Consider the following 25,403-nt stretch of genomic DNA (forward strand, 5'->3'; position numbering starts at 1 on the left):
TCAGACGGCGGTCTTCGAACGGTTCCAGTGTCCATCCATTTCGCCGAGGCTAGCGTCCTCGAGCGAGCGCCCCTCTTTACCAAGTTCGTCTTCGATATACTTAAATCGGGAACGGAATTTCCGATTGGTCTTTTTTAGCGCCGTCTCTGGCTCAACGCCTAAGTGTCGTGCAAGATTTTGTATTACGAAGAGCAGGTCGCCGACCTCTTCTTCGACATTTGCGGTGTCGCCGCTCTCGATCGCGGCCTTTAGCTCGGCGGTCTCTTCGTTAAGTTTGTCGAAGATCTGTCCCGCGTTTTCCCAGTCAAATCCGACCTTGGCTGCCTTTTTTGTAAGCTTGAGCCCCTCGAGCAATGCGGGAAAATGCACCGGAACCTCGTCCAGGATCGAGTCTCTCACTTTCTCGACCTTGCCGGATGCTTTCCTTTCGTCAGCCTTGAGCTGATCCCAATTGTCTAGAACGTCCTCGGCCCTTGCGAAATTGGCGTCTCCGAAAACGTGTGGATGGCGCAGGATCAGTTTCTGCGTAACGCCCTCGGCAACGTCGTCGATCGTAAAATCACCGCGTTCGGCCCCGATCGTGCCGTGAAATACCACCTGGAGCAACAGATCGCCTAGTTCCTCTGTCAGATTTGCGGTGTCGCCCGTCTGGTCGGCCTCCTGGATCGCGTCAAATGTCTCATACGCTTCTTCGAGCAGATATTGAGCGAGCGAAGCATATGTTTGCTCGTGATCCCAAGGGCAACCATCCGGTGCACGGAGTCGAGCCATCACACCGACGAGTTCATCAAATGATTTGGACATAGGACAATTAGAGTCAAGCGAGGCGTTTGAGTCAAGCGACCCGACTGCCCCGAACCGCTTCCAACACTCAAACGCAAAATGCTAATATTAAATAAGGATTTCAAACATATGATCGGCAAGGAAGATAACAACGAAGAAGTAAGTTTTAAGGTAGCTGACCGGCGAAAGTTTAACTCCGACGGTTCACTCAGAGACGGCGTCACGCTCGACCCGCCAAAGCCTGTTGTCGAAACACCGGCACCGCCGGCTGAGCAGGAAACTTCGGCTGACCCTGCGTTAGGCCAATACGAGGACGCGTATCTCGATGACGAACCGGCATTGGATGACGATGGCGAGATACCGGGGGCGAAAGACCCGGCGAGCTTTGTTAATTTTCTCTCGACGCTCGCAACCAACGCCGCCGCCGCGCTTGGGGCGATGCCGCATCCGGTAACCGGCCAACGAAGCCTGGATCTCGATTCGGGCAAATATTGGCTCGACGTATTGTCTATGCTCAGAGACAAGACTAAGGGAAACCTACACCCCAAAGAAGACCGTCTGCTCGAGGGTCTTTTGGCGGATCTCAGAATGCAATATGTCCAGATCGTTCGCGCGACCGAAGAGAAGCTGAAAGCTCAGGCGGCGCAGAAATTCTCCGGCGCCGATATTCTTGGCAAGAAATAGGATTCACCGCGGTAGGCAAATAGGACGCAGGGGCATTCACGATAATTTGGTTTTAGTGATCGTTTCCACTCCCAATAATTGTATTGGTATCTCTGTGCCTTTGTGGTGAAAATTACAAATGAAACTCACCTTCCTCGGTACAGGTACATCGACCGGCGTTCCCTCGATCGGGTGCGATTGTGCTACGTGTATTTCTAGTGACCCGCGTGACCAGCGACTGCGAGTATCGATCCTGATCGAACACGCGGGGCGGTCGATCCTCGTCGATACGTCGATCGATTTTCGCCAACAGGCATTGCGCGCCGGGATCCGGCATCTGGACGCCGTGCTGATCACACATTGTCACGTCGATCACGTGTTTGGCCTTGATGATATTCGCCCGCTTAACTTTCGCTACGGTGCGATGGGCGTTTATGCCAATGAGATCGCCTGGACCGATATGAGGCGGATCTTTCAATACATTTTCAAGCCGTCCCACTTCGGCGGCGGACTGCCGCAGTTGATCCCGCACACGGTCGTACACAATGCACCGTTTATGATCGGTGACGAGATCGAGATCACACCGCTCGAGGTGATACACGGCAGGCTGCCGGTGATCGCGTATCGGTTCAATGATTTTGCTTACGCGACCGACCTTAAGACGATCCCGCCGGACTCTCTGGACGGCCTCCGCGGACTGGATGTTCTCGTTCTGGACTGCGTCCGATTTAAGCCCCACGAAACTCATTTATGCTTGGAGGAGGCACTCGGCTATATCGATGAACTCAAACCGAAGCGAGCCTATCTGACACATCTCAATCACGACGTACTTCACGCTCGGGACGAGCATATGCTGCCCGACAATGTCTGGTTTGCCCACGACCAGTTAGTGGTCGAAAGTAATTGAGGTTTTAGTTTTCCACAAGTGGATTTCCGCTTAAATGCTTGCGCCACAATGCGTTATCAAAATCTCACCGATTATCTAACGCTCCACTTGAGGCGAGGCGCGCTAATTGTTGTAAAAACGCGACTTATCGTAATCTTTTAAAACCACTATATTTTGTGTTGACAAAGCCTAGTCACTACCATATAGTCTATATCCACGCGGCAAGAACTGCTGATAGCTCGGGCAGATTCCCGCGTGAAAATACTTAAAAATGCGGTGTATAAGTTGGCCTCGATCATCTGCCAAATCGGTAGAACGCGATGTGGGCTAGTAGGACTTTCACTCTTTTTTATGCCTCAAAACCCCGAATGCAGCGGTTTGTCGTGCTTGCGTCAGGGAGCTTTGACGACTGAACTTTGAATTATGGATAACAATTTCGCACCGGCCGGTACGGCAACTTCGAGACAGACAGACAACGCGGCTCAGACCTCGATGCAGGTACTCAAGCGAAACGGTTCGCTCGAGCCTGTCGACATTAATAAGATCGTCCGAGCGATCACCCGCTGCTGCGTTAATCTGCCGTCGGTCGACAGCCTCCGCATCGCGACCAAGACGATCAGCGGATTGTACGACGGTGCGACGACCAAGGAACTCGACAAACTCTCGATCCAGACGGCTGCGAGCCTTATCTTTGAGGAACCGGAATATTCACGACTCGGTGCACGCCTGCTCAACCAGTACGTCGAAAAGGAAGTCCGCAATCAGGAGATCCATTCGTTTTCACAGTCGATCGCTTTCGGCGTTAAAGAAGGCCTGATCGGCGAACGCGTCGCCAAGTTTGTCATCGACAATAGCCGCAAGCTCAACGATGCCATCGACCAGAGCCGCAATGACCTTTTTGAATTTTTTGGGCTGCGGACACTGTACGATCGCTATCTTCTCAAAAATCCGGAAACGCGTGACGTCATCGAAACTCCGCAGTTTTTCTGGATGCGGGTCGCGTGCGGCCTGGCGGAGAGTCCGTATGAGGCGATCGATCTTTACCATCTGTTTTCGTCGCTAGAATACGTACCGTCGACCCCGACGCTGTTTAACTCAGGCACGCGTCACGAGCAGCTTTCGTCGTGCTTTCTGCTTGATTCGCCGCTCGACAGCCTCGACAGCATCTATAAGAAGTACGCCGACGTGGCGATGCTATCTAAATTCTCAGGCGGCATCGGCATTGCCTATCACCGCGTTCGTTCTCAGGGCTCGCTCATCCGCGGCACCAACGGCCATTCGAACGGTATCGTGCCGTGGCTGAAGACTCTTGATTCTTCGGTTTCGGCCGTTAATCAGGGCGGTAAGCGCAAAGGTGCGTGCTGTGTATATCTCGAGACCTGGCACGCGGACATCGACGATTTTCTCGAACTGCGCGACAACACGGGCGACGAAGCCCGCCGCACGCACAACCTAAATCTGGCCAACTGGATCCCGGACCTGTTTATGAAACGCGTCCAGGCCGATGGCCAGTGGTCGCTGTTTGACCCGAAGGTCGTACCGCATTTCCCCGACCTATACGGCGATGATTTTGAGGCCGCGTACGTCAAAGCCGAAGAAGATGGCCTGTTTATGCGGCAGATCAATGCCCGTGACCTGTACGCCAAGATGATGCGGACGATGGCCCAGACGGGCAATGGCTGGATGACGTTTAAGGACGCCTGCAACCGCAAATCAAACCAGACCGCACTGCCGGAAAATGTCGTTCATCTCTCGAACCTTTGCACCGAGATCATCGAGGTCACATCTGATAGCGAAACCGCTGTGTGCAATCTCGGTTCGATCAATGCATCCCGGTATGTCAGAGACGGCCAGTTTGACTTCGACAAACTCCGCAGCAACGTCCGCCTCGCGGTTCGTCAATTGGATAAGGTCATCGACCTTAATTATTACGCGATCCAGTCGACGGCCGACTCAAACAATCGTTGGCGCAACATCGGACTCGGTGTGATGGGATTGCAGGACGTTTTCTTTCAGATGCGTCTGCCATTCGACTCGGACGAAGCTCGTAAAATTTCGGCCAAGATCCAAGAAGAGATCTATTTTGCCGCCCTTGACGCATCGGCAGACCTCGCCGTCGAACGCGGAATGCATCCGGCATTTGCCGACACACGCGCGGCACACGGTGACCTACAGTTCGATTTTTGGGGCGTCACGCCGGACGACCTCGGCCGTTGGGATGCACTTCGTGAAAAGATCATTTCGACCGGACTACGTAACAGCCTGATGATCGCCATCGCACCGACTGCGACGATCGCCTCGATCGCCGGTTGCTACGAGTGCATCGAACCGCAGGTATCTAATCTCTTTAAGCGCGAGACGCTCTCGGGCGATTTTGTCCAGATCAATAAATACTTGGTCAGAGAACTTAAGACGGCGGGGCTTTGGACCGATGAGATCAGAAACAAGATCAAACTCAGCGAAGGCTCCGTGCAGGACATCGACGCATTTAATGACGAGTTAAAAGCGATTTACCGAACGGCGTGGGAAATCCCTATGCGATCCTTGATCGATATGGCCGCAGATCGCGGAGCCTTTATCGACCAATCGGCCTCGCTTAACCTCTTCATGGAAAGCCCGAATATCGGCAAACTCTCGTCAATGTATATGTACGCTTGGCAAAAAGGCCTTAAGACGACCTACTACCTGCGTTCACGTCCCGCAACGCGGATCGCACAAGTCGCCGCCGCCGATAATATCGCCGCCGTTATCGAAGAACCGAAAAAGGTTTACACGGACGAGGAAGCGTTGGTGTGTTCGCTGGAAAATCCAGAGGCCTGCGAAGCGTGCCAATAGCAAATGATGAATTTCGAATGACGAATATCGAATGAAGGAATTTGATCTCAAATCGCGGACGAAGCAGTTTGCATTGCGAATCATCAAGCTTTTTAGATCACTTCCAATATCATCAGATGCACAAGTAATTGGCAAACAAGTTTTACGAAGTGGCACGAGTGTCGGAGCACAATATCGAGAAGCTTGTAGATCGCGATCCGATTCGGAATTCATCAGCAAAATGTCCAGCAGTCTTCAAGAATTGGACGAGACGGCCTATTGGTTAGAAATCTTAGTCGAGGGTGACTTTGTAATCGCTGAAAAATTAAAAGGATTACAAGACGAGACAGAACAATTGATTGCGATATTTGTGACTTCGATCAAGACCGCAAAATCAAAGAAATAGCTTTTCTGCTCCGACATTCGATATTCGTTACTCGAAATTCAATATTATGCTTTTAGATCCTGGATTTAATTTAACGCTTCGCCCGATGCTGTATCCGGAGTTTTACGAGATGTACCGGAACTCCATCAAGAATACTTGGACAGTCGAGGAAGTAGATTTTTCGACCGATGTGATGGACCTCAAAAACAAGATGACGTCGGCCGAGCGGCATATGATCAATCGCTTGGTCGCGTTTTTTGCGACGGGTGACTCGATCGTGTCGAACAATCTCGTGCTGAATCTGTACAAGCACATTAACGCGCCCGAGGCTCGGATGTATCTGTCGAGACAGCTTTTTGAGGAAGCGGTCCACGTGCAATTTTACCTGACACTGCTCGACACCTACATCCCCGACCATCACGAACGCGAACAGGCCTTTGCGGCAGTGGACAATATTCCATCGATCCACACGAAGGCTCAGTTTTGTATGAAGTGGATCGACACCATCAACGATCTCGATTCGCTTCAGACGCCGGAGCACCGTCGGCAGTTTTTGCTCAATCTGATCTGTTTTGCAACCTGTATCGAGGGGCTTTTCTTCTTTGCGGCATTCGCCTACGTCTATTTTCTGCGTTCTAAGGGCTTGCTCCACGGCCTTGCTGCCGGCACCAACTGGGTTTTCCGCGACGAATCCGCCCATATGGCGTTTGCCCTCGAGGTCGTCAACAAGGTGCGGATCGAGCAACCGGAGCTTTTCGACGATAGCCTGCATCGCCAGATCGTCGAGATGATCGACGAGGCCGTCACCTGCGAAATGCATTTTGCCGAAGACATCCTATCCGGCGGTATTTCGGGGCTCTCAACCGGCGATATGCGGCAGTATCTCGAGTACATCGCTGACCAGCGTCTGGCAATGCTCGGCCTGCAAAAGGTCTACGGTGCGAAAAATCCATTTTCGTTTATGGATCTGCAGGATGTACAGGAACTCGCTAATTTCTTCGAACGCCGCGTCTCGGCGTATCAAGTAGCGGTCGCTGGTGACGTGAGTTTTAACGAATCTTTCTGAGCAATTTTTGGCGAGACGATATCAAGCTAGATATCGGAGGCGGACGCTGAGTCATCTGGCGTTCCGCGTCTGCTCACCTGTCGCCAAAGACTGAAGAGAAGGCCGAGAAATGCCGTCGCCCACGCGGCAAACGCAACATAAAAGAACGTTGTCGGCAGAAACCCAAGGAAATCAAATCCCATAGCGTGGCTCATACGCTCGGTACTCACCGCGTACATACCGAGTGGAAAAACCGCGCCCCAGTAGAGCGGGTCGTATCGCATAGGGAATCTTTTGTAAACGTACCGCCAAAGACCAAGTATCACAAGCATTGGGATCCACCACGTGCCGGTCGCCCAATAAAAGACCGTAAATCCCTTGATAAAGGGCAACAAAGACGTTAGGTACGGCGCATCGGGCGCATTTATTATGAGCAGCGATCCGGCCAGTGTCGAGATGGCCATTGCTCCCATATTGATCCAGTACGGTGGTGACAGATCATTGGGCGAAAACGGAAAAAAAGTGTAGCGGTAAAAGATAAGCGACATCATCCAGATGTACAGCATACCGCCCCACAGCCACATCGAGAGCGCAAGAAAGTTCATCTCCAGCTTTCCGGGCTGGGTTACGTGAGCGGCGAGCAGGGCGCTGAGTACTGAGATCGATTGTGTCGCCACAACGGCGAGCAGCCAGGCTCCGCTGATTCCCTTATCCAGCGTTGGTTTGTTTTCGCGGATGGTGAATCCCGCAAATATTGTGTATGTAAGTCCGATCCAGAGCGAGAGAGCCGCCACACCAAGTACCGTGGCCGTGCGATAGTCTTCCGTAAGCAATACGAACTGCGCTCCCAGAATGCCGGTCGCGGCAACGGCGGTGAAAAACCCCGGGCCGCGCAGATGATCGGTCATATCGCTCACAAAATTGCGCGGATATCGGATCAATCTGAGTATAGTCAGGGACCAGACCGCTGCGTATATAAATATATTGAGTAGAAACAGCGATTTGGCAATGAATGGGATCTCTAAACGGTGAGCAGCAAGCGAGACTATACCAGTCGCCATTACTATGCCGAAATACGCGGGCGACAGGTCCGCAACCGGGGCGAGAATTCCGGGGCTTTCACTCCTCTGTGGTGTTTCGGACACTGCTGGAAAAGTCCTCCTCAAACGATCAAAGATGCTACTAAGACCAAGTCGCACCTAGCCGCTAATTTACCGTCAAATGCATAGGACCATCGCTAGACCTCTAAAATGTACCACGAAATCGCGAAAGCCATAACACCCTCCCACGGGCACTATACCTGAACGGCATACAGCCGTTAGGTTTTGTGCGAGTTCGGATGATCCTCGACGCAAAGTTGTCGGCGGCATCGGACATACCTATCAGACGATCGCGAGGGCTGTTTTATCGGTAGATCAGTTGTTCGCTTCGTGTTCGGACCAACTGCAATCTGATATATTGGATTGACTGAATAACTGTGTGGAGTCCGAGTTGATATGCAGCATTTCGACGTTCTAATAATCGGTGCGGGGCTATCCGGGATCGGTGCCGGAGCACGACTTCGGATGGATTGCCCGGAAAAGAGTTTCGCGATCCTTGAGGGGCGTGAGGCGTCCGGCGGAACTTGGGATCTGTTTCGATATCCGGGCATACGGTCGGACTCGGATATGTTCACGCTCGGTTATAGGTTTAGGCCGTGGAGCGAACCGAAGGCGATCGCTGACGGGCCGTCGATACTCAACTATATTCGCGAAACCGCTACGGAGTACAACCTCGACAAAGAGATCCGGTACGGACATCGAGTACGTCGGGCGGCATGGTCATCAGAAGATTCGCAATGGACCGTAGAGGCGGAAACGCGACCGGTAGGGAGTGTGTCTACGCCCGGCAAAAACGGGACGCTCGCGGACGCGGGCGATCCTGACACAGTGCATTTCACTTGCAAATTCCTTTATCTGTGCACAGGTTATTACGATTATACATCGGGCTACACACCCGAATGGCCCGGCTTTGACGACTATACAGGAACCGTCGTTCATCCGCAGAAATGGCCTGAGGATCTCGACTACGAGGGCAAAAACGTGGTCGTTATCGGCAGCGGAGCGACTGCCGTCACGCTGGTTCCGGCAATGGCCAAAACCGCCGCTCACGTGACGATGCTCCAGCGTTCGCCGACCTACGTTGTGACGATGCCGGCACAGGACAAGATCGCAAATTTTCTGCGTTCGATCTTACCGGCAAGGGCCGCGTATATGCTTTCGCGATGGAAAAACGTCTTTCGGCAGATGTTCTTTTACCAACTGTCGCGCAAGCGTCCGTCGTTTATGAAACGCCTTATCGCCAAGGGCGTCCGGAGTGAACTCGGGGCGGATTATCCTGAGGAGCATTTTACGCCGGACTATAACCCTTGGGATCAACGCTTGTGTATCGTGCCGGACTCTGACCTTTTTAAGGCGATCCGCGACGGCAGGGCTTCAGTGGTGACCAGCGAGATCGACACATTTACCGCGACCGGTGTGCGGCTGAAAAGCGGCGATCAGCTCGACGCTGACATCATCGTCACGGCAACGGGCCTGGTTCTAAAAATAATGGCCGGACTCGAACTCGTCGTTGACGGCGCTCCGGTCGAGCTTTCAAAGCTATTTGCCTACAAAGGGATGATGTATAGCGACGTGCCAAACCTCGCTCAAGCTTTTGGATATACCAACGCCTCTTGGACGCTGAAATGCGACCTCACATCCGAATACGTCTGTCGGCTGATCAAGTATATGGACGATAATCGTATGGCCTCGTGCGTGCCGCGCCTCTCTGATCCGGCCGTAAAACCCGAACCCGTGCTCGATTTTAATTCCGGCTACGTTATCCGCGCCCTCGGCGAGTTGCCCAGCCAGGGCTCAAAACATCCCTGGCGACTGCATCAAAACTACGTCAAAGACCTCTCGATGCTCCGCTACGGACGCGTCGATGACGGGACGATGGAGTTTCGCCCCGCCGAGCGATAACGGCCCTTGTACCACCTGACGTGTTAAAATAGCTTTTTCTTTGTCGTATGAAGATCTTTCACGGAACCGAAAACGCAAATATTGCCCGGCCGACCGTCTTGACACTCGGTGTTTTTGACGGGCTACACCTCGGGCATCAGCGAATAATGCGCAAGGTGGTCGAACGCGCTCGGGCGATCAATGCGGTACCTACGGCGATCACTTTTGATCCGCATCCACGGGCGGTACTCCATCCGGAATCAGCCCCGCCGCTGCTGCAGACGCTCGATCAGCGGCTGGCAACGCTTGATATGCTTGGGATCAGACAGGCGATCCTTATCCCCTTTACCCGTGAGTTTGCAGGCCAACCGGCCGAAGATTTCCTCTCAGACATCATTCACGATCGCCTGCAGGCTCGCGAGGTTTATTTAGGCAAAGGCTTTGCTTTCGGCAAGAATCGCGGCGGCAATATCGACCTTTTGCGTAAGATGAGCCGCGATCTTGGGTTTGTTGCCGAAGAGGTCGAGGAGGTGCAACTCCGCGGTCAGCGTATCAGCTCATCGCGGATCCGTGAGCTCCTCGACGATGGTCGCGTCAATCTTGTCCGCCGAATGCTCGGGCGGCCATACGGCGTCGAGGGCCTCGTCGTTCACGGCAATCACCGCGGGCGTACGATCGGTTTTCCGACGGCCAATTTGAAGCCGCATAATCGAGTGATCCCACGATATGGCGTTTACGCGACTGCCACCCTGCTCGGCGGCGAGTGGCGACGCAGCATCACTAATATCGGCATCCGGCCCACGTTTGAATCCGATTACGAACCATCGATCGAAACACATATATTCGACTTTGACGGAGATCTCTACGGAGATGTCCTGCGGGTGCGGTTCCTAAGGCGCATCAGGGACGAGAAGAAGTTCGGCGGCGTTGACGAACTCAAGGCTCAGATCGAGATCGATTCACAGAGCGCGAGGAACTATTTTGACCACGAGGGCGTAAGGAATATGCTCGTGGACCTGAGGAGATAACGGAGACGCGGGCGAAATTAAACAGCAAAGTAGCTGTCCGCCCTGGCATCTAAGATCTCGATCGTAGCATTTGAGCATTTGCCCGATGTGAACGAATTAGATATTTACCGCAGTCACGGGCGGCGGTTAACAGACTAAAATGAGTAATTTAGGCTTTGAGGCCACTACATTGGTAAAAGAGCGTTCGGTCCGTGCCAATGGCAACGGCGGTCAGCATTTTGTTTCCACCGACGATCTGGCGATCGCTAAGCTTGTGACTAATAAGCAGCTCATCGCCGAAGAGAAGTTTCTACAGAAAAAAGAAGCTGAGGTTGAGAGTGTCTATCACGGCTGGCGCGGTTATTGGCGTTTGTTTCAGATCTCGCGCGTCATCGTGATGCTCGCGGCGTATCTGTACCTCGATCAGTTCGATATGCACCGCCAGGGGCAACTGAGGCACAAAAAGCACCGTATGCAGACCGCTATGCGTCTGACACGTATGGCCGTTTATGGCGAAAAGCTCTATTCCGTAAGGCTCTGGTTCGCCCAACGGTCAACCGCCCTGGCGAGACGCTTCGTGCTCGGTAGCAACTCAAATCGCGAACACAATCAAGAAAGGCAGGCGATCTGGCTTAAGGAAAAGCTGATCGAACTCGGGCCGACATTTATCAAGATCGGCCAGTCGATGGGTACGCGCGCAGACCTTTTGCCGTTGCCGTTCGTCAAGGAACTCGGCACGCTGGTCGACAGTGTTCCGCCCTTTCCTAACGAGATCGCATTTGCCCGCATCGAGCACGAACTCGGATGCAAGATCAACGAGATGTACGCCGAATTTGAGCTTGAGCCAGTGGCTGCGGCATCGCTAGGGCAGGTTTATCGTGCACGCCTGCACACCGGCGAAGAGGTCGCTGTCAAGGTTCAGCGTCCTAATCTCGATGCGACCATCAAGGGCGACCTTGTAATTCTGCAAAAGGTGGCAAAGTTCGCCGAGCGATTTCCAAAGCTCAACGAGAATGCCGACTGGGCCGGAATGTTGCGAGAGTTTGACGTAACCGTCCACGAGGAAATGGACTATATGGCGGAGGGGCAAAATGCCGAACGCTTTAGAATAAATTTTAAGAACTGGAACGACGTCCACGTCCCGACGATCTATTGGAACGCGACTACATCTAAAGTGATGACAATGGAGTTCATCCACGGTGCCAAAGTCACTGATGTGGACGAACTCAAGCGGAGAGACGTATCGCCGGAAAAGGTAAATCGGCTTTTGATCAAGACGTATCTCAAGCAGTTACTCGAGGACGGATTTTTTCACGCTGATCCGCATCCGGGCAATCTGTTAGTGATGCCGGACGGACGCGTCGCTTTTTTTGATTTTGGAATGGTGGGACGCATTACGCCGGACCTGCAGTCCAAAATGATCGACGCATTTTTTCACGTCGTCAGCAAAGATGCGGCGGGTATCGCGGACGATCTGATCGCACTTGATTTTCTCAAGCCCGGGACCAATCCGATCGTGGTCAAACCGGTCGTCGAAAAGATGTTTGAGTTTCACCTCAACCGCAAGCTAAAGGACGTCAACTTTAAGGAATTGACCTACGACCTTGCTGACGTGATGTACGACTATCCATTTCGTCTGCCGTCAAATTTCACGTATATTATGCGTGCACTGATGACGCTCGAGGGCATCGGCATCATTACCGATCCGGAATTTAATTTCTTTGAGACTGCCAAGCCGTACGCCAAGGAGTTTATGCTCCGGCGTGAGGGCAATGATTTTCGAAAGGCATTCGTCGACAAAATAATGGGCCGCGACGAGGGCGGAAAGATCGACTGGGATCGCACTTGGAAACTTGCGAAAATGGCCTTTAAGTCCGTATTGAACACAGGAATCTAATGACACTCGCGGAGCGGGCATTTCCGGAGAAGACCGCCGGGGCGGCCGATGACGTCGTCGCCCGCACACGCGAATTGGTGCTGTCACACGGATGGAATTCGACCTCGTTCCAAATTGTAAATCCGGGAATTCTGCGTTGGTTCTCAGCAGACGGTGACGCGGTCGTCGGGTATATTTCGTCTAAACGAGTTCGCGTCGTCGTGGGTGCGCCGGTATGTGAAAAGTCGCGACTCGATGCGGTTGTCGCCGAATTTGAGGCTGACGCCGAGCGGGCGGGCGAGACGGTATGCTATTTCGGCGCTGAGTCCAGGCTCGAGGCCGTCCTGTCATCATCGCGAGGTCACGCAAAATTCCTGATCGGGGCCCAGCCATCCTGGCGACCCGCAAATTGGGCCGGATTCGTCGCATCTCACCGATCATTTAGAGCTCAATTGAACCGCGCGCGCAACAAGTCAGTTACTGTCTTGGAGTGGCCGGAGGAAAAGGCCAACAGCCACCCGCAACTGCAGGAATGCCTCAGCAACTGGCTTGATTCAAAAGGGTTGCCGCCGCTACATTTTATGGTGGAATCGGATACCCTTTCGCGTCTCCAAAATCGCAGAATATTTGTTGCGGAACGTGATGAAAAGGCAATTGGATTCGTCGTATTATCACCCGTCGCAACTAGAAACGGATGGCTTTTCGAACAGTTTCCCCACAACCCCTTGGCCCCGAACGGAACCGTCGAATTAATGATCGATACAGCAATGCGTGCGATGTCCGATGACGGTTTCGACTATGCTACGCTCGGCATATCTCCGTTGTCGTCACGCGCTGATGTCGAGCCATTCGACAATCCGGTTTGGCTTCGCATATTGCTTGCGTGGCTCCGGCGACACGGACAGCGTTTCTATAATTTTGACGGCCTCGACGCCTTTAAGGCCAAGCTCAAGCCTGAACAGTGGGAACCCGTATTTGCTGTTTCAAATGAACCTCGCGTATCATTCAAAACGCTCCACGCGATCGCGGGAGCATTTAGCGCCAACGCCCCGGTCAGAATGGTGGTCGGCGGACTCGGGCGGGCGGTCACTAGCGAGATCAGCCGGCTCAAAGCTCCCGGGCTGCAAGCCTTAAAGAAAAAGAATGAACGCAAAGCGACTAACGATCAAGCGGATCGAAACTGATGATCTCGTCGATCTGGCTGGGTGTCCGATCTGGGACACGGCCTCGGACATTTCGATCGGCCGATATTGGTCCGGCATCGATGCACCCGTCGAACGCCATTTTGCCGCGCGAATGTTGTGGTCTGCCCACGCTTTATACGTTCGTTTCGATGCCCGCCAGGCCGAACCGCTCGTGGTCGCATCCGAGCCGATCGTGACCGAAAAGACGATGGGACTTTGGGATCGGGATGTTTGCGAGATCTTCATCGCACCAAATATCGAGCGGCGAAACGAGTATTTCGAGTTTGAGGTCGCCCCGACCGGCGAGTGGCTGGATCTTGGGATCATTACAACATCGGACGATAGAGCGACGAACGTCAATTACGTCTCAGGAATGACCGCCGCAGCATCTGTCGCTCCCGACCGCGTCGTGATGACGATAAAGCTGCCTTGGGCCGCCTTTGGCAAGGTTCCCAGCTCCGGCGATGTTTGGCACGGCAATATTTTTCGTTGTGTCGGCAAAGGCGAGAACCGCGGTTATCTGGCGTGGCAGCCTACCGAAACGCCGGCACCGAACTTCCACGTTCCCGAAAAGTTTGGCGAGTTTGAGTTTGTCGGGTAGCGGGCGTCAGGCCATTAGAAGCTTTTCGTAAACGATAAACATACCGAGTCCGATGCTAAATATGCCTGAGCACCAGCGTATCCCCGTGTTTAGAGCGCCAAAACGCCCTGCTGTTAAGTGAAATGGCAGACCGAGCAAAAAGCTCATCAACATCATTCCGCCGATCGACCCGATGCCGAATACGACAATGTATGCGAGTGCGACTACCGGCGACTCGATCAGCGGCAATATGATGAACATCAATGCCCCACTGCCCGCGAGGCCGTGGATCATACCGACAACGACCGATCGCGGACTGAAACGATGGTGTGACGCCTCGGCAGTCTCATCGGCGTGTGTGTGAAGGTGTTTGTGCTCGTGACCGCTATGATCGTGGGTATGAGCGTGGATCGTCTTGCTCGAAAGTATCTTACGAACGGCGTTAACGCCGAGAATGACCAGCATTAGACCGACGACGGACTCGAGCTTTGCCTCGACCGATTCGGATATCTGCAGTTTTAGCAGGATCACGATGAGGCCGACGACAAACAGTGCGATCGTGTGCCCGACACCCCAGAGGCCGCCGACGAGAGCCGCTGAAAACAGGCTCTTACGTTCGCTGACAATGGTCGAAACAGCCGCCAGATGGTCAGCCTCGGTCGCGTGGCGCAATCCGAGAACGAAGCCAAAAAACAGCAGTGAATATGTCGTAAGGTCGGGTGTAATTTCCATCTTGTCCTAAACCGTCATTCCGCCGTCAACGGCGATAGTTTGTCCCGTCACATAGCTTGACGCGTCGGAGGCGAGAAATACGGTCACGCCCTTGAGTTCACCCTCATTACCGACACGCGGAATGACGTTATTTTCCTGGATCGAGCGCTCGTAGATATCGATGACGGCGTCAGCAAGCCGCGAATGAAAGAATCCGGGTGCGATCGCATTCACTCGTATTCCCTGTCGGCCCCAGCTTGCGGCCAGTTCGCGTGTGAGGCCGATCAGTCCGGCCTTGCTGGCAACGTAACCCGCATAGAATGGGCCGTTTGCCGATGACGTGAGTCCGGCGATCGAGGCGATATTTATGATCGAACCGCTCTTTTGCTTGAGCATCTGGCGGCCTGCGGCCTGCGCGAACAGAAAGCAGCCGGTGAGGTTCACATCGATCACCTTTTGCCACTGATCGAGCGGCATATCCTCGGGCATCGCTCCCCACGAGATACCCGCGTTATTTACGAGGATATCCACGGTGCCGAACCGCGTGACGGTCTCGTCGACGACCATCTGGACCTCATCCGGTTTGGCCACGTCGCAGGTGCGGCCGTCAACCGAAAATCCCTTTGCCGTAAATTCGGCCACGGTCTCATTGAGCCACTCGGCCCGCCGGGCACACAGCATCAAGTTAGCTCCGGCTTCGGCGAGAGCCTCGGCCATTTCCTTTCCGATACCGCGCGAGCCACCGGTCACGATCGCGGTCTTGCCGGTCAAGTCGAATAGTTCTCTTACATTTTTACTCATCACTTTTTTCGAACAACTAGAATATCACGCCGGGCGCTCTATGCGATGGTGTAAGCCGCTCGGTTTGCGGTCTTGCGAGCAGATGCGGTTTAATTAAGCTTATGACGAAGACACCGAAAGAGCTCGCATTTCTGCGAGATCTGTACATCCACGACGAATGGACAAAGCGATTTACAGATCTGGTAGATAAGCATTTGGACCTGCGTGATTCCGACAATATGCTTTATATCAATGCCGGTACCGGTTTTCACGCTATGGCGGTCGAGGAAAGGTTTGGCGAAAAGACGGACGTTTTCGCAACGTGTGAGAACGAAGACATCCTGACGATCGCCCGAGACAAGGCGGCGGCGATCAGCTCCAAGGTTGATTTTTCGACGATCAGGTTTGAGGATGATGCGTTTGACGCGGTTCTCGCAGACGCCACATTTGCCGACCCTGCCGAGATCGAAAGCGTGATCGAAAATACTGCCCGTGTTGCCCGCACCGGCGGCGACGTTGCCTTTTTCCTGCCGTCATCGGGGAGCTTCGGCGAAATATTTTCGCTTTTGTGGGAAGCGATGTATAACGAGGACCTGCTTGAGTACAGCCCGACAATTGAGCAACTTATCGGTGATCTCCCGACCATTTCGCATCTAGAGTCACTTGCCGCGGCCGCAGGTATGGTCAATGTTAATACCGAATCAGCTCTCGAGGCTTTCGAATTTGAGGATGGAGCAGAGTTTGTCGCTTCGCCGCTGGTGAGTGATTTCCTGATGCCGGCGTGGCTCAGTGCGATGGAAGAAAATGAAAGAGAGCGAGTCGTGGCAAGACTCGCTCAAAATATCGATTCCGAAGAAGGCAAACTGACTTTCCGATTTACGATCAAGGCAACACTGCTGACCGGTGAGAAAGGCTAAATGGTATGAACGAGTCCGATCCGTTAGAACGCCTCGTCCACATCAACCCTGATCCGATCGCCGCTTTACGCCTGCTTGGCCTCAGCACGCTTACGCATTTCTTCCATCAGAGCTTCGTCGCTGATCTGGTTGATCTGTGGCGGGGCGGCGCTCGATAGCTTTTGCTGTTCGGCCTGTTCCTCTTCCTCAGCCTCGCGCATTCCTTCCTTAAAGGCCTTACGCGACTGGCCGAGTGATTTAGCCAACTGCGGCAAACGCGTTGCTCCAAAAAGCAGGAAGAGCACCGCAACGATCAGTAAAATTTCTGTTGTTCCGAAGTTCATACTATTGTTTCCGATAAACTATCCGTCGAGATCGAATCTCTGCCTAACGGTTGACGTAAATCACATAATACAGTTATTTGCGCCAACATTCACATAAATTTCTCAGTGTTTCACCTTAAATCGGTCGGTTGCGTCAACGAGTGCGGAAATAATGCCCTTTTCGGATACGGAATGACCCGCGTCCGGCACAACGACCAATTCGGCCTCAGGAAACGCTAAATGCAGATCCCACGCGGACGTGATCGGGCAAACGACATCGTATCGGCCCTGGACGATCACGGTCGGGATGTGCCGGATCTTTTCGATATTTTCGATCAAAAAGTTTTCGGTCGGAAAGAACGAGTTATTGACGAAATAGTGACACTCGATACGGGCGAGGCTCAGTGCCTCGTGGGCGCCTTCCCAGTGGTCCATCAGATCTTTGTCCGGATACAACTTTGAGGTCGAGCCTTCCCAAACGCTCCAGGCACGCGCTGCTGAGAGTTGGGTCTCTTCGTCGTCGCTGGTCAGGCGTTTGTGGTAGGCCGCGATAAAATCGCCGCGTTCGGCCTCCGGGATCTCGTCGCGATAGCGTGACCAGAAATCGGGAAATATCTCAGATGCACCGTATTGATAAAACCAATTGAGCTCTTTGCGGCGGGTGAGAAAGATGCCGCGTAGAAACAGTCCAAGGCATCGGTCCGGATGCGTCACAGCGTATGCGAGGCTCAGCGTGCTACCCCACGAACCGCCAAAGACATACCACTTGTCGATGCCGAACTTTGCACGCAATTTCTCCATATCGGCGATTAGGTCCCAGGTGGTGTTTTCACGCAGATCCGCGTGCGGCGTCGACTGTCCGGAGCCGCGTTGGTCAAAGAGGATGACGTGATAGACCGCCGGGTCAAAAAATTGCCGATACATCGGTATCAGTCCGCCGCCCGGCCCGCCGTGCAAAAACACGACGGGAATGCCATTCGGATTTCCAACGCGTTCGTAGTAGATCGTATGAATATCGGAAACGATATACATACCTGAATCAAAAGGTTCGATCTCGGGATATAGGTTTGCCATAGACTGATGATACGCCTAAGCACATTGGTTGCTCAAATGTATCGGCACATACTACGCAAGGAAATTGTCGTACCAAAGCTGAAAAACGAGTAGCGTCCAGAGTTGTTTGTGATGCGATGCCCGGCCCGTCTCGTGTTCGCGGATCAATCGTGCGACATACTCAGGCTCGAAAAGTCCCTGGAGCTTTAATCTTTCGGGTGCCAGCAGATCGTGCATTAACGGATTGAGACGGCCCTTCAGCCACTCGGCTACGGGGATGCCAAAACCCTTCTTGGGGCGGTCGAGTATCTCACGCGGCAAAAGGCTTTCGACAGACTGCTTCAATATAAATTTTCCGTTTTTACCATTCAATTTGTAATCTAACGGCAGCGTTGCCGCAAACTGTGCGACACGCGGGTCGAGGAATGGCGCTCGCGTCTCAAGACTGACCGCCATCGCGGCACGATCGACCTTGGTCAGGATGTCCTCGGCCATATAGTAGTTGATGTCGAGAAACTGCATCTGCTCGATCTCGTCGGCAGCGTCGCATAGTGCGAGCATTTCCCTCGGGCCGCGATAAATGTCGCCGTCGCTCGAGCCAAGTATTTCGGCGGTCAGAAGATGCTGCTGCTCGTCGAGCGAAAACGAACCGAACCAAGAATGATGGCGCTCGACGGAGCCAAGATTTGCCGCGCGGACAAAACGCTTTGCTTTGTAGTCGAACGACATATTCTTAGTCGATACCGGCAAACGCCGCACGACCGGTTCGATCAGGCCGGCGCGCAGAAACCGCGGGATCGACGTGTATGTCTTTGCAACTTTGTGCGCGTAATACATCGGATACCCCGCAAATATCTCGTCGCCGCCGTCGCCGCCGAGAGCCACCGTGACGTGCTTGCGGACAAATTGGGCTAGCAGTAAGGTCGGTATCAGCGAACCGTCAGAGAGCGGTTCGTCGAGCCACGTACCGATGTCGCCGATGAGATCACCGGCGGTCGTCGCACTCAGTTTTTCCTCGTAATGCTCGGTATTGAGGTGCCGGGCCACCATTCGGGCATATTTCGATTCGTCGAACGAATCTTCTTCGAATCCGATCGAAAACGTCTTGACTCGCTCGGTGGCGTGCTCTACCGCAAATGCCGCAACGGCGGACGAATCGATACCGCCCGAGAGCAAAATGCCGAGCGGAACGTCCGCGACGAGGCGCATTCGGACCGCATCAGAGAGGAGGTCTTTGAGTTCGCGAGCCTTGTCCGACAAACTTAAGTTTGTCGATCCGGCCTCAAGCGTCCCTTTGACGCTATCTGAACCCAAGCTCGCGGTCGACAAACTGAAGTTTGTCGGACTCTTGTCCCAGGTCATATTCCAATATCTACGCGTTTTGATCTCGCCGTTTTCGACCACCATAATATGGGCGGCGGGCAGTTTCGAGATACCCTTATAGATCGAGTTTGGCGCGGGGACGTAGTCGTAAGATAGATACTGGCGAAGAGCGTCGAGGTTGAGTTCGGGTTTGACTGCCGGGTGGGCAAGCAAGGCTTTCGGCTCGGATCCGTAGATCAGCTTGCCGTCGAAAACGCCGTAATAAAGCGGCTTTTCGCCAAAGCGGTCACGGGCAATGATGAGTTTTCGCTTTCGCGTGTCCCAAAGCGAAAACGCGTACATTCCGTTGAGATGATCGACGAGGTCTTCGCCGTATTCCTCGTAAAGGTGCGGCAGGATCTCGGTATCGGACTGCGTCGTGAAAGTGTGGCCCTTTTTCTCAAGCTCTGCCCGAACTTCTCGATAGTTATAAAGCTCGCCATTCATCATCACGACGACCGATCGGTCCTCGCTAAAAACCGGTTGATCGCCCGTTTGCAGGTCGATGATCGACAATCGGCGCATACCCAGAGCGACCGTATCGTCCATCCAGATCCCCTCGGAATTAGGTCCGCGATGCACGATCCGCTCGCACATCTGATGCAGAACCGATTCATTGTGGTTTTTTTCAGATCGTTGGAGGTTTATCCAACCGGTGATGCCGCACATAAAGATTAACCGCAGATATCCGCAGATAGAAACGGATAAAGGCTAAAAAAATATCTGCTCTTATCGGTATTCATCTGTGGTTCAATTCTTAAATCCTATTTTCTCCCGCACCGCGTAGATCGCCTTGTCCTGCGACTCGTGATAGGTACGAACGAGCAGTTCGGCCAGCAGTCCCATAAGGAAAAACTGAACCGAGATCGCGAGCATCACGACTGCGATTATCGGCAGCGGCGTAAGTATGAATGATGTACTGTAACCGAATTTCAGCACCACGGCCCAAATTCCCGCCAGCATCGAGATAAAAAATGCGAGCATTCCAAACGTGCCGAAAACATAGATCGGCTTCGTGTGGTACTCGGCCATAAACTTGATGGTGATCAGGTCGAAAACAACCTTTATCGTCCGCGAGATGCCGTACTTCGATTTGCCCATCGTACGCGCGTGATGATCGACCGGAATTTCGGTAACGCGGGCACCTGCCCACGCGGCGTAGATCGGGATAAAGCGATGCATCTCGCCGTAGAGTTTGACGTCCTGGATGACGTCGCGGCGATATGCCTTGAGCGAACAGCCATAGTCGTGGAGCGGAACGTCGCCGATCCACGAAATGATCTTGTTGGCGATCTTCGACGGTATCTTGCGTGAGATCAACTTATCCTGACGGTCTTTGCGCCAGCCCGATACGACATCGTAGCCCTCATCGAGCTTGTCGAGAAGGCGTTTGATATCGGCCGGGTCGTTTTGGAGATCGGCATCCATCGGGATCAAAATTTCGCCCAGTGCAGCGTCGATACCGGCAGACATAGCGGCCGTCTGGCCATAATTGCGGCGAAGCGATATTACGCGGACGCGGTCGTCCGACGCGGCGATCTCGCGCAAAACCTTTAAGGAATTATCGGTCGAACCATCATCTACGTAGATGACCTCGGCCGTTTTGCCGAGTGCGTCGAGAGCCGCTCGGATCTTTTCGTGCATCGGCCGCAAATTGTCCTGTTCATCGAGAACCGGCAAAAAGAGCGACAGCTCCGGAGCTTGCGTTGTGGTTTGTTTATCGTTGCGTTCCATCGATTCAATACCTGCGAACCTTTTAATTTACACTTTTCGGGCGAAAAGTGCAGTCAGTGAGAATCGAGCTTATTGCCCCGCGGACCTTGTCGGTATCGGTAACGGCTCGTGAATATTCCGGCGAACGAAGAGCTCCGCCCATAACGACGCGTTCGTTACGGTGTATCATTTCGCTCACGACCTCGCCAAAGGCGGTGAAATGCACCTCGCTGACACCGCTCGCGGTGATGACCTTGGCGATATTTCGCTCGTTGAGATTGCCGCAAGCCATTATCGTGATCCTATCGCCGGCGTGTTGCACGATATCGGCAAGCAGATCGATCCCCTCAAGTGCGGTTGCCTCCTGGCCGGAGGTGAGTATGCGGTCGATGCCGATCTCGACAAGCTGATCGATGGCCGCAAGCGGATCACGGCAAACGTCGAAAGCACGGTGAAACGTAACGGTCATCGGGCGGGCGAGAGCGATAAGTTCACGGGTGCGGACCGTGTCGATATCGCCGTTGACGTCGAGGATGCCGACCACAACTCCGTCAACTCCTAGTCTTTTCGCCGTAGCGATATCACGCCGCATTACTTCAAACTCATTTTCAGAATATAGAAAATCGCCGCCGCGTGGGCGGATAATTACGTGGAGCTTAATGGCGAGCAAACGTCGTGCGACCTCGATCGCACCCGCACTCGGCGTCGTTCCGCCGTCCAAAAGGTTGCTGCAGAGTTCGACGCGGTCAGCACCGCCCGCCTGAGCGGCAACCGCCGACTCGACCGAATCGACACAGATCTCAACTTTTATGGATGGAGTCATTCCGGTTTTTTTGCAACGATGACGATCGAAACACCGAACGGAAAGTTGAAATTCTTTAGCCAAAAGCGTTCGGCTCCGAATAATTTGCCGAAAACGCCGTTCAGGGCAGAGATCGTAATATTGTTTTCGGATTCGGGCTTGATGCCGGTGACCTTCATTATCGTTCGCCCGGCGAGGATCGGCGTGAAAAACGTCCAGTTTGCATATGTCGCACGTTCAACCTCATAGCCTGCGGTTCTCAAACGCTCGACGATCTGCGATCTGGTGTAGCGGATACGGTGATTAGAGATATCGTCCTGCACGCCCCACAGCCACATAAATGCCGGCACAAATATTAGCGAATAACCGCCGCCACGAGTCACCCGAAACATCTCTTTGAGGCCGGCAATATCGTCATCAAGGTGCTCGACCACGTCGAGTGCAGTCGTCAGATCGAACGCATCGTCGTCGTAAGGCAGCGTCTCAGCCAGGCCTTTTTGCACCTTCAGCCCCTTTTTACGGCAAAATTCGAGAGCATCGTCAGACACATCTACGCCCTCGGATTCGCCGTAAGCAGACAGCATTTCAATGTTTGCACCCGTCCCGCAACCAACGTCTAAGATCTTTAGTGTCGCATCAGGCTTGCGGATCTTAGCTACGATGCCTTTTAGAAAACTATCGAGGATCGAGCGCCGACCCACAAACCACCAATGCGAGCCCTCGACCTCGTCCATTATGGCGTATGTATGCTGCTGCATTTCTTGTGGCAAAGTCGCGTTCATATGACTATTTTGCCACGAATGACACTAATGGCACGAATCGGGAACAACTTCACCTCATTCGTGCCATTCGTAAAATTCGTGGCCAACTTCCTAAACTTTTATCCCCAACATCTCGCTTGCGAGTGAACCTTGCTCACCATTTAGAGCAAGGCCGTAACTTTCTTGCAGTCGTTTTGCGATGCCATCATCGCTGACCTCGCAAATGCCGCCTTCCTGGCAGAGGATCATTAGCTGCAGGCCCTCGTCAAGGTATTCCTTTTTGTCGATGCACAGCATATAGTCGCCGGCGGTTTTGTGAGCCGCCAATTCGAGCTCGTAGAGCGTCGGGTTAAACACGCTCAGCGGATTGACGTCGGCATTTGAAAGGCTCTCTATCGTCTGTGCAAAATCGTATGCGTGACGGCCCTCGTGGACGAACGTGCCCTCGCATCCGCGTTGTCCGCCGGTATCGATAGTCTCTTCGGCGATCGCGATATAGATCTCGCCCAGAGCTTCACGCAGATTCAACCGCTCATCCGACATTCTGTCATTTGTCCGGCCCTCATCGATGATACCTGTAATACCGGAGGCGTTGATCTCCTTGACGGGTTTCACACGTATCAATAGATCTGATCGCAAGATCGCATTCATCACGAGGCGATGCTCGTCATTGCCGTTCGCTATGATCGACGCAAACGCGTCCTCGACTGACTTTCGATATTTTTTGTCGATACCTTTATCAAATTTCATGACTAGTTAATAGTAAACAGTGAATAGTGAATAGTTCAAGAAATTCTCATATTGCTAGGTTCGATAATTTGGTTTTTGACTTCAAATGGTTGCGAAGCCCGCTAATCATTCGTCCTATCTCGTCGAGTCGTGCTGTGAGCGTTCGGTGCAAATCCTCTGTAACATATCCGAGTCGAAACGCGATCAATATTTCCGTCGAAACCTCACTCGCCGAGCCTTGAGCTATTGAAAGAAAATATAAGAATTCCTTTTCCGACGTTCTAGCTGCACCTTCCGCAATATTAGCAGGTATTGAAACCGCCGCCCGCCGAATTTGTGAAGTTAAACCAAACCTTTCATCGGAAGGAAATGTAGCCGTCGACCGGTAAATCTCGATAACAAAATCAACTGATTTTTTCCAAACCTCCAGATTCTCATGCGTCCTCATTACTATTCACTAATTTCTATTTACTACTCCCTATTTTCCCAAAACCACACCAACTATTTTCGTTGTGCCAGGTGATCTCGACATCCTCGGTGGCGATCTCTTTCCACCATCCGGCAAAATCGTCTTTTGAGATGTAGAACGCGGTCGGAGCGACCAGATGGTCAAAGACGATGTTGTGCTGCTCGCGCCAGCCGAAACTGCCGAGGTGATTGAGATACTCGTTGTAAAAGAGTTTGTTGGCGACCGGTTTGGATGCCGCGTTTATCGGACGATATACGAGTTTGGTCGTCAGAAAGACGCCGAGTGTCGGCAGCTTTGATAATTGATAGAGCAATGGCTGGCTGATCTGCGAAGTAAAACCCGTGCGGATCGGGTCCACATAGTTCGTGATCCACTCGTTATTTTCCGCGCCGTAGATCCAGGCCGAGATATTGCCGCCCTTTTTGACCTTTCCGGCAAGCGAGATAAACGCCCGTTTCGGGTCCGGCGTATGATGCAGAACACCCACGCTGAACGCGTAATCAAATGTCTTTTTTAGCGGCAGTTTGAAAATGTCACACTGCACGATGTGTGCGTTGGGCAGATCGCGGGTCAGAGCAAAGGCCGATTCGACGCCATCGCCCAGGTCGATCCCGACAACCTCAGTCGCTCCCCACTCGGCAGCGAGTTTGGTATGCCGGCCCTTGCCGCAACCGCCTTCCAGAACTACCTTGTCTTTGAAAAATTCCTTTTTGACCGGCTGCAGCCAGCCGAGGAACTGGTCGTTGTATTTCGGGTCTTCTTGCGTAAAATTGGTCCACTGCCAGCCAAAGTTTTCGGCTGTCGCGGCCTTGTCGTCTTCGATCTTAGAAAGGTCGACAAAACGCGGGACGCCGCGAACGACCTTGTATTCGCGGTCACATTTTTTGCACGTCAGTACCGCGTCGATGATCTCTTTACCATCATACTTACTTGCGTAAGCGAGCAGAATGTCTCCGCCGCAGGTCGGACACGCTAACAGTTCTAGTAACTTTTCTTTCATTAACAGTTAACAGGGATAGAGCAGACGTAAGTGAGCATTTGCTTGAATTTAACCATCCCGTAATCCTCTTTATCCCTGTTGCAATTTACTCTGAAATTTCTCGTACTCGGCAAACGGAAACGGCTGCCGCCAGTTAAATTCGAATTCGTCGGTTTCGCGGTCGGCGTGGAGTTGGTCAAAGGTCACGGCGAATGAGCGGCAAACGTCGGCGACCTTGCCTTGATGCGAAAATACCAACTCCCGCTCGCTCGAATCGCGGGTCTCGGTCGGGTATTGATAGATCTCGAGCGTTAAGACATCACCGGCCCGGACAAACCGAAAGTCAAACTCCTCCGGGTCGCGGTTCCATTTCAAGATACGCTCACAGTTCGAATTTGAATCATCCGAAACCTCGGTCAATATCATCATCAGTTCCGCAAGCGCCGACGCATGCGGAGCGTGCGCGGTCGTGCTGTGAAACTCACCGTTGGCGTCCTCAAACCCGACCGACATCCAGCCGCATTGAGGCGAATTAAAACTGACTTCGAGTGCTTGTGTCATAATTCCTTCGATCTGCTAATTGTAAATTGTTAATTGCCAATTGTTAATTGGGTTTCAGGG

General features: G+C 53.0%; 25 protein-coding genes. 11 read left to right on the forward strand and 14 right to left on the reverse strand.

The genetic code is table 11. From position 1 onward, the window contains the following. Positions 1-804: a nucleoside triphosphate pyrophosphohydrolase gene (mazG, locus tag IPQ00_12960; GenBank protein ID MBL0241470.1), complete on the reverse strand. Its 804-nt coding sequence runs from the start codon at positions 802-804 to the stop codon at positions 1-3. Positions 805-912: 108 nt separating this feature from the next. On the opposite strand from mazG, the gene IPQ00_12965 reads away from it, so the two are divergent. The 5 genes from IPQ00_12965 to IPQ00_12985 all read left to right on the forward strand — a co-directional run bounded on the left by IPQ00_12965 (position 913) and on the right by IPQ00_12985 (position 6,597). Further along, positions 913-1,467, forward strand: coding sequence for a DUF1844 domain-containing protein (locus IPQ00_12965; GenBank protein ID MBL0241471.1), 555 nt, complete (start codon positions 913-915; stop codon positions 1,465-1,467). A 118-nt stretch (positions 1,468-1,585) separates the two neighbouring features. Beyond that, positions 1,586-2,353 carry an MBL fold metallo-hydrolase gene (locus IPQ00_12970; protein MBL0241472.1) on the forward strand — a complete coding sequence of 256 codons (768 nt, stop codon included), beginning with the start codon at positions 1,586-1,588 and terminating at the stop codon, positions 2,351-2,353. 471 nt (positions 2,354-2,824) lie between these two features. After that, positions 2,825-5,167, forward strand: a complete 2,343-nt coding sequence (locus IPQ00_12975; protein ID MBL0241473.1) for a ribonucleoside-diphosphate reductase subunit alpha — start codon at positions 2,825-2,827, stop codon at positions 5,165-5,167. Between the two features lie 31 nt (positions 5,168-5,198). Continuing rightward, a complete protein-coding gene (locus IPQ00_12980) occupies positions 5,199-5,552 on the forward strand; it encodes a four helix bundle protein (GenBank protein ID MBL0241474.1) in 354 nt (117 codons plus the stop codon). Between the two features lie 46 nt (positions 5,553-5,598). Then, positions 5,599-6,597 (forward strand): ribonucleotide-diphosphate reductase subunit beta, encoded by a 999-nt coding sequence (locus IPQ00_12985; protein MBL0241475.1) that lies wholly within the window; start codon positions 5,599-5,601, stop codon positions 6,595-6,597. A gap of 26 nt (positions 6,598-6,623) precedes the next feature. On the opposite strand, the gene IPQ00_12990 is transcribed toward IPQ00_12985, so the two are convergent. Then, on the reverse strand, positions 6,624-7,637 hold the full coding sequence (locus IPQ00_12990; protein MBL0241476.1) for a tellurite resistance/C4-dicarboxylate transporter family protein: 1,014 nt from the start codon (positions 7,635-7,637) through the stop codon (positions 6,624-6,626). 435 nt (positions 7,638-8,072) lie between these two features. Between IPQ00_12990 and IPQ00_12995 the strand changes: the two genes are divergently transcribed. From IPQ00_12995 to IPQ00_13015, 5 genes are all read left to right on the forward strand, one after another. Then, complete coding sequence (locus IPQ00_12995) at positions 8,073-9,578, forward strand: NAD(P)/FAD-dependent oxidoreductase (GenBank protein MBL0241477.1); 1,506 nt, start codon at positions 8,073-8,075, stop codon at positions 9,576-9,578. A gap of 47 nt (positions 9,579-9,625) precedes the next feature. Beyond that, positions 9,626-10,585 (forward strand): bifunctional riboflavin kinase/FAD synthetase, encoded by a 960-nt coding sequence (locus IPQ00_13000; GenBank protein MBL0241478.1) that lies wholly within the window; start codon positions 9,626-9,628, stop codon positions 10,583-10,585. A 139-nt stretch (positions 10,586-10,724) separates the two neighbouring features. Then, a complete protein-coding gene (locus tag IPQ00_13005; protein MBL0241479.1) occupies positions 10,725-12,461 on the forward strand; it encodes an AarF/ABC1/UbiB kinase family protein in 1,737 nt (578 codons plus the stop codon). Further along, positions 12,461-13,624 carry a DUF2156 domain-containing protein gene (locus IPQ00_13010; GenBank protein MBL0241480.1) on the forward strand — a complete coding sequence of 388 codons (1,164 nt, stop codon included), beginning with the start codon at positions 12,461-12,463 and terminating at the stop codon, positions 13,622-13,624. Before IPQ00_13005 ends, IPQ00_13010 begins: the two co-directional genes overlap by 1 nt. After that, positions 13,584-14,225, forward strand: a complete 642-nt coding sequence (locus IPQ00_13015; protein MBL0241481.1) for a carbohydrate-binding family 9-like protein — start codon at positions 13,584-13,586, stop codon at positions 14,223-14,225. Before IPQ00_13010 ends, IPQ00_13015 begins: the two co-directional genes overlap by 41 nt. Before the next feature lie 6 nt (positions 14,226-14,231). Here IPQ00_13015 and IPQ00_13020 read toward each other — a convergent pair whose 3' ends face one another. After that, positions 14,232-14,936: an urease accessory protein UreH gene (locus IPQ00_13020; protein MBL0241482.1), complete on the reverse strand. Its 705-nt coding sequence runs from the start codon at positions 14,934-14,936 to the stop codon at positions 14,232-14,234. A gap of 6 nt (positions 14,937-14,942) precedes the next feature. Further along, the gene (locus IPQ00_13025) at positions 14,943-15,716 is read right to left on the reverse strand and encodes a glucose 1-dehydrogenase (protein ID MBL0241483.1); all 774 of its coding nucleotides are present in this window, start codon (positions 15,714-15,716) and stop codon (positions 14,943-14,945) included. A gap of 101 nt (positions 15,717-15,817) precedes the next feature. Between IPQ00_13025 and IPQ00_13030 the strand changes: the two genes are divergently transcribed. Further along, the gene (locus tag IPQ00_13030; GenBank protein MBL0241484.1) at positions 15,818-16,612 is read left to right on the forward strand and encodes a class I SAM-dependent methyltransferase; all 795 of its coding nucleotides are present in this window, start codon (positions 15,818-15,820) and stop codon (positions 16,610-16,612) included. A gap of 65 nt (positions 16,613-16,677) precedes the next feature. Here IPQ00_13030 and IPQ00_13035 read toward each other — a convergent pair whose 3' ends face one another. The 10 genes from IPQ00_13035 to IPQ00_13080 form a co-directional block, all read right to left on the reverse strand. Further along, positions 16,678-16,935: a twin-arginine translocase TatA/TatE family subunit gene (locus IPQ00_13035; GenBank protein MBL0241485.1), complete on the reverse strand. Its 258-nt coding sequence runs from the start codon at positions 16,933-16,935 to the stop codon at positions 16,678-16,680. Between the two features lie 102 nt (positions 16,936-17,037). After that, positions 17,038-17,988: a prolyl aminopeptidase gene (gene pip, locus IPQ00_13040; GenBank protein MBL0241486.1), complete on the reverse strand. Its 951-nt coding sequence runs from the start codon at positions 17,986-17,988 to the stop codon at positions 17,038-17,040. 51 nt (positions 17,989-18,039) lie between these two features. Next, positions 18,040-19,998 (reverse strand): asparagine synthase (glutamine-hydrolyzing), encoded by a 1,959-nt coding sequence (asnB, locus tag IPQ00_13045; GenBank protein ID MBL0241487.1) that lies wholly within the window; start codon positions 19,996-19,998, stop codon positions 18,040-18,042. 81 nt (positions 19,999-20,079) lie between these two features. Continuing rightward, positions 20,080-21,063, reverse strand: a complete 984-nt coding sequence (locus IPQ00_13050) for a glycosyltransferase family 2 protein (GenBank protein MBL0241488.1) — start codon at positions 21,061-21,063, stop codon at positions 20,080-20,082. A 22-nt stretch (positions 21,064-21,085) separates the two neighbouring features. Further along, complete coding sequence (locus IPQ00_13055; GenBank protein MBL0241489.1) at positions 21,086-21,865, reverse strand: copper homeostasis protein CutC; 780 nt, start codon at positions 21,863-21,865, stop codon at positions 21,086-21,088. Next, entirely contained in the window at positions 21,862-22,626 is a 765-nt protein-coding gene (locus IPQ00_13060; GenBank protein ID MBL0241490.1) for a class I SAM-dependent methyltransferase, read from the reverse strand. The genes IPQ00_13055 and IPQ00_13060 overlap by 4 nt, the downstream gene beginning before the upstream one ends. A 90-nt stretch (positions 22,627-22,716) precedes the next feature. After that, positions 22,717-23,355, reverse strand: a complete 639-nt coding sequence (locus IPQ00_13065; GenBank protein ID MBL0241491.1) for a hypothetical protein — start codon at positions 23,353-23,355, stop codon at positions 22,717-22,719. A gap of 46 nt (positions 23,356-23,401) precedes the next feature. After that, positions 23,402-23,782 (reverse strand): four helix bundle protein, encoded by a 381-nt coding sequence (locus tag IPQ00_13070; GenBank protein MBL0241492.1) that lies wholly within the window; start codon positions 23,780-23,782, stop codon positions 23,402-23,404. Between the two features lie 16 nt (positions 23,783-23,798). Beyond that, the gene (locus IPQ00_13075) at positions 23,799-24,803 is read right to left on the reverse strand and encodes a methyltransferase domain-containing protein (GenBank protein ID MBL0241493.1); all 1,005 of its coding nucleotides are present in this window, start codon (positions 24,801-24,803) and stop codon (positions 23,799-23,801) included. A gap of 69 nt (positions 24,804-24,872) precedes the next feature. Continuing rightward, entirely contained in the window at positions 24,873-25,343 is a 471-nt protein-coding gene (locus IPQ00_13080; GenBank protein ID MBL0241494.1) for a hypothetical protein, read from the reverse strand. Positions 25,344-25,403 lie beyond the last annotated feature (60 nt).

The sequence above is a fragment of the Chloracidobacterium sp. genome (assembly GCA_016720705.1).
Lineage (GTDB): Bacteria > Acidobacteriota > Blastocatellia > Pyrinomonadales > Pyrinomonadaceae > OLB17.

Coding starts and splice junctions, on each gene's coding strand:
- mazG (MBL0241470.1), bottom strand. CDS start 804: ATGTCCAAATCATTTGATGAACTCGTCGGTGTGATGGCTCGACTCCGT.
- IPQ00_12965 (MBL0241471.1), top strand. CDS start 913: ATGATCGGCAAGGAAGATAACAACGAAGAAGTAAGTTTTAAGGTAGCT.
- IPQ00_12970 (MBL0241472.1), top strand. CDS start 1,586: ATGAAACTCACCTTCCTCGGTACAGGTACATCGACCGGCGTTCCCTCG.
- IPQ00_12975 (MBL0241473.1), top strand. CDS start 2,825: ATGCAGGTACTCAAGCGAAACGGTTCGCTCGAGCCTGTCGACATTAAT.
- IPQ00_12980 (MBL0241474.1), top strand. CDS start 5,199: ATGAAGGAATTTGATCTCAAATCGCGGACGAAGCAGTTTGCATTGCGA.
- IPQ00_12985 (MBL0241475.1), top strand. CDS start 5,599: ATGCTTTTAGATCCTGGATTTAATTTAACGCTTCGCCCGATGCTGTAT.
- IPQ00_12990 (MBL0241476.1), bottom strand. CDS start 7,637: ATGGCGACTGGTATAGTCTCGCTTGCTGCTCACCGTTTAGAGATCCCA.
- IPQ00_12995 (MBL0241477.1), top strand. CDS start 8,073: ATGCAGCATTTCGACGTTCTAATAATCGGTGCGGGGCTATCCGGGATC.
- IPQ00_13000 (MBL0241478.1), top strand. CDS start 9,626: ATGAAGATCTTTCACGGAACCGAAAACGCAAATATTGCCCGGCCGACC.
- IPQ00_13005 (MBL0241479.1), top strand. CDS start 10,725: ATGAGTAATTTAGGCTTTGAGGCCACTACATTGGTAAAAGAGCGTTCG.
- IPQ00_13010 (MBL0241480.1), top strand. CDS start 12,461: ATGACACTCGCGGAGCGGGCATTTCCGGAGAAGACCGCCGGGGCGGCC.
- IPQ00_13015 (MBL0241481.1), top strand. CDS start 13,584: ATGAACGCAAAGCGACTAACGATCAAGCGGATCGAAACTGATGATCTC.
- IPQ00_13020 (MBL0241482.1), bottom strand. CDS start 14,936: ATGGAAATTACACCCGACCTTACGACATATTCACTGCTGTTTTTTGGC.
- IPQ00_13025 (MBL0241483.1), bottom strand. CDS start 15,716: ATGAGTAAAAATGTAAGAGAACTATTCGACTTGACCGGCAAGACCGCG.
- IPQ00_13030 (MBL0241484.1), top strand. CDS start 15,818: ATGACGAAGACACCGAAAGAGCTCGCATTTCTGCGAGATCTGTACATC.
- IPQ00_13035 (MBL0241485.1), bottom strand. CDS start 16,935: ATGAACTTCGGAACAACAGAAATTTTACTGATCGTTGCGGTGCTCTTC.
- pip (MBL0241486.1), bottom strand. CDS start 17,988: ATGGCAAACCTATATCCCGAGATCGAACCTTTTGATTCAGGTATGTAT.
- asnB (MBL0241487.1), bottom strand. CDS start 19,998: ATGTGCGGCATCACCGGTTGGATAAACCTCCAACGATCTGAAAAAAAC.
- IPQ00_13050 (MBL0241488.1), bottom strand. CDS start 21,063: ATGGAACGCAACGATAAACAAACCACAACGCAAGCTCCGGAGCTGTCG.
- IPQ00_13055 (MBL0241489.1), bottom strand. CDS start 21,865: ATGACTCCATCCATAAAAGTTGAGATCTGTGTCGATTCGGTCGAGTCG.
- IPQ00_13060 (MBL0241490.1), bottom strand. CDS start 22,626: ATGAACGCGACTTTGCCACAAGAAATGCAGCAGCATACATACGCCATA.
- IPQ00_13065 (MBL0241491.1), bottom strand. CDS start 23,355: ATGAAATTTGATAAAGGTATCGACAAAAAATATCGAAAGTCAGTCGAG.
- IPQ00_13070 (MBL0241492.1), bottom strand. CDS start 23,782: ATGAGGACGCATGAGAATCTGGAGGTTTGGAAAAAATCAGTTGATTTT.
- IPQ00_13075 (MBL0241493.1), bottom strand. CDS start 24,803: ATGAAAGAAAAGTTACTAGAACTGTTAGCGTGTCCGACCTGCGGCGGA.
- IPQ00_13080 (MBL0241494.1), bottom strand. CDS start 25,343: ATGACACAAGCACTCGAAGTCAGTTTTAATTCGCCTCAATGCGGCTGG.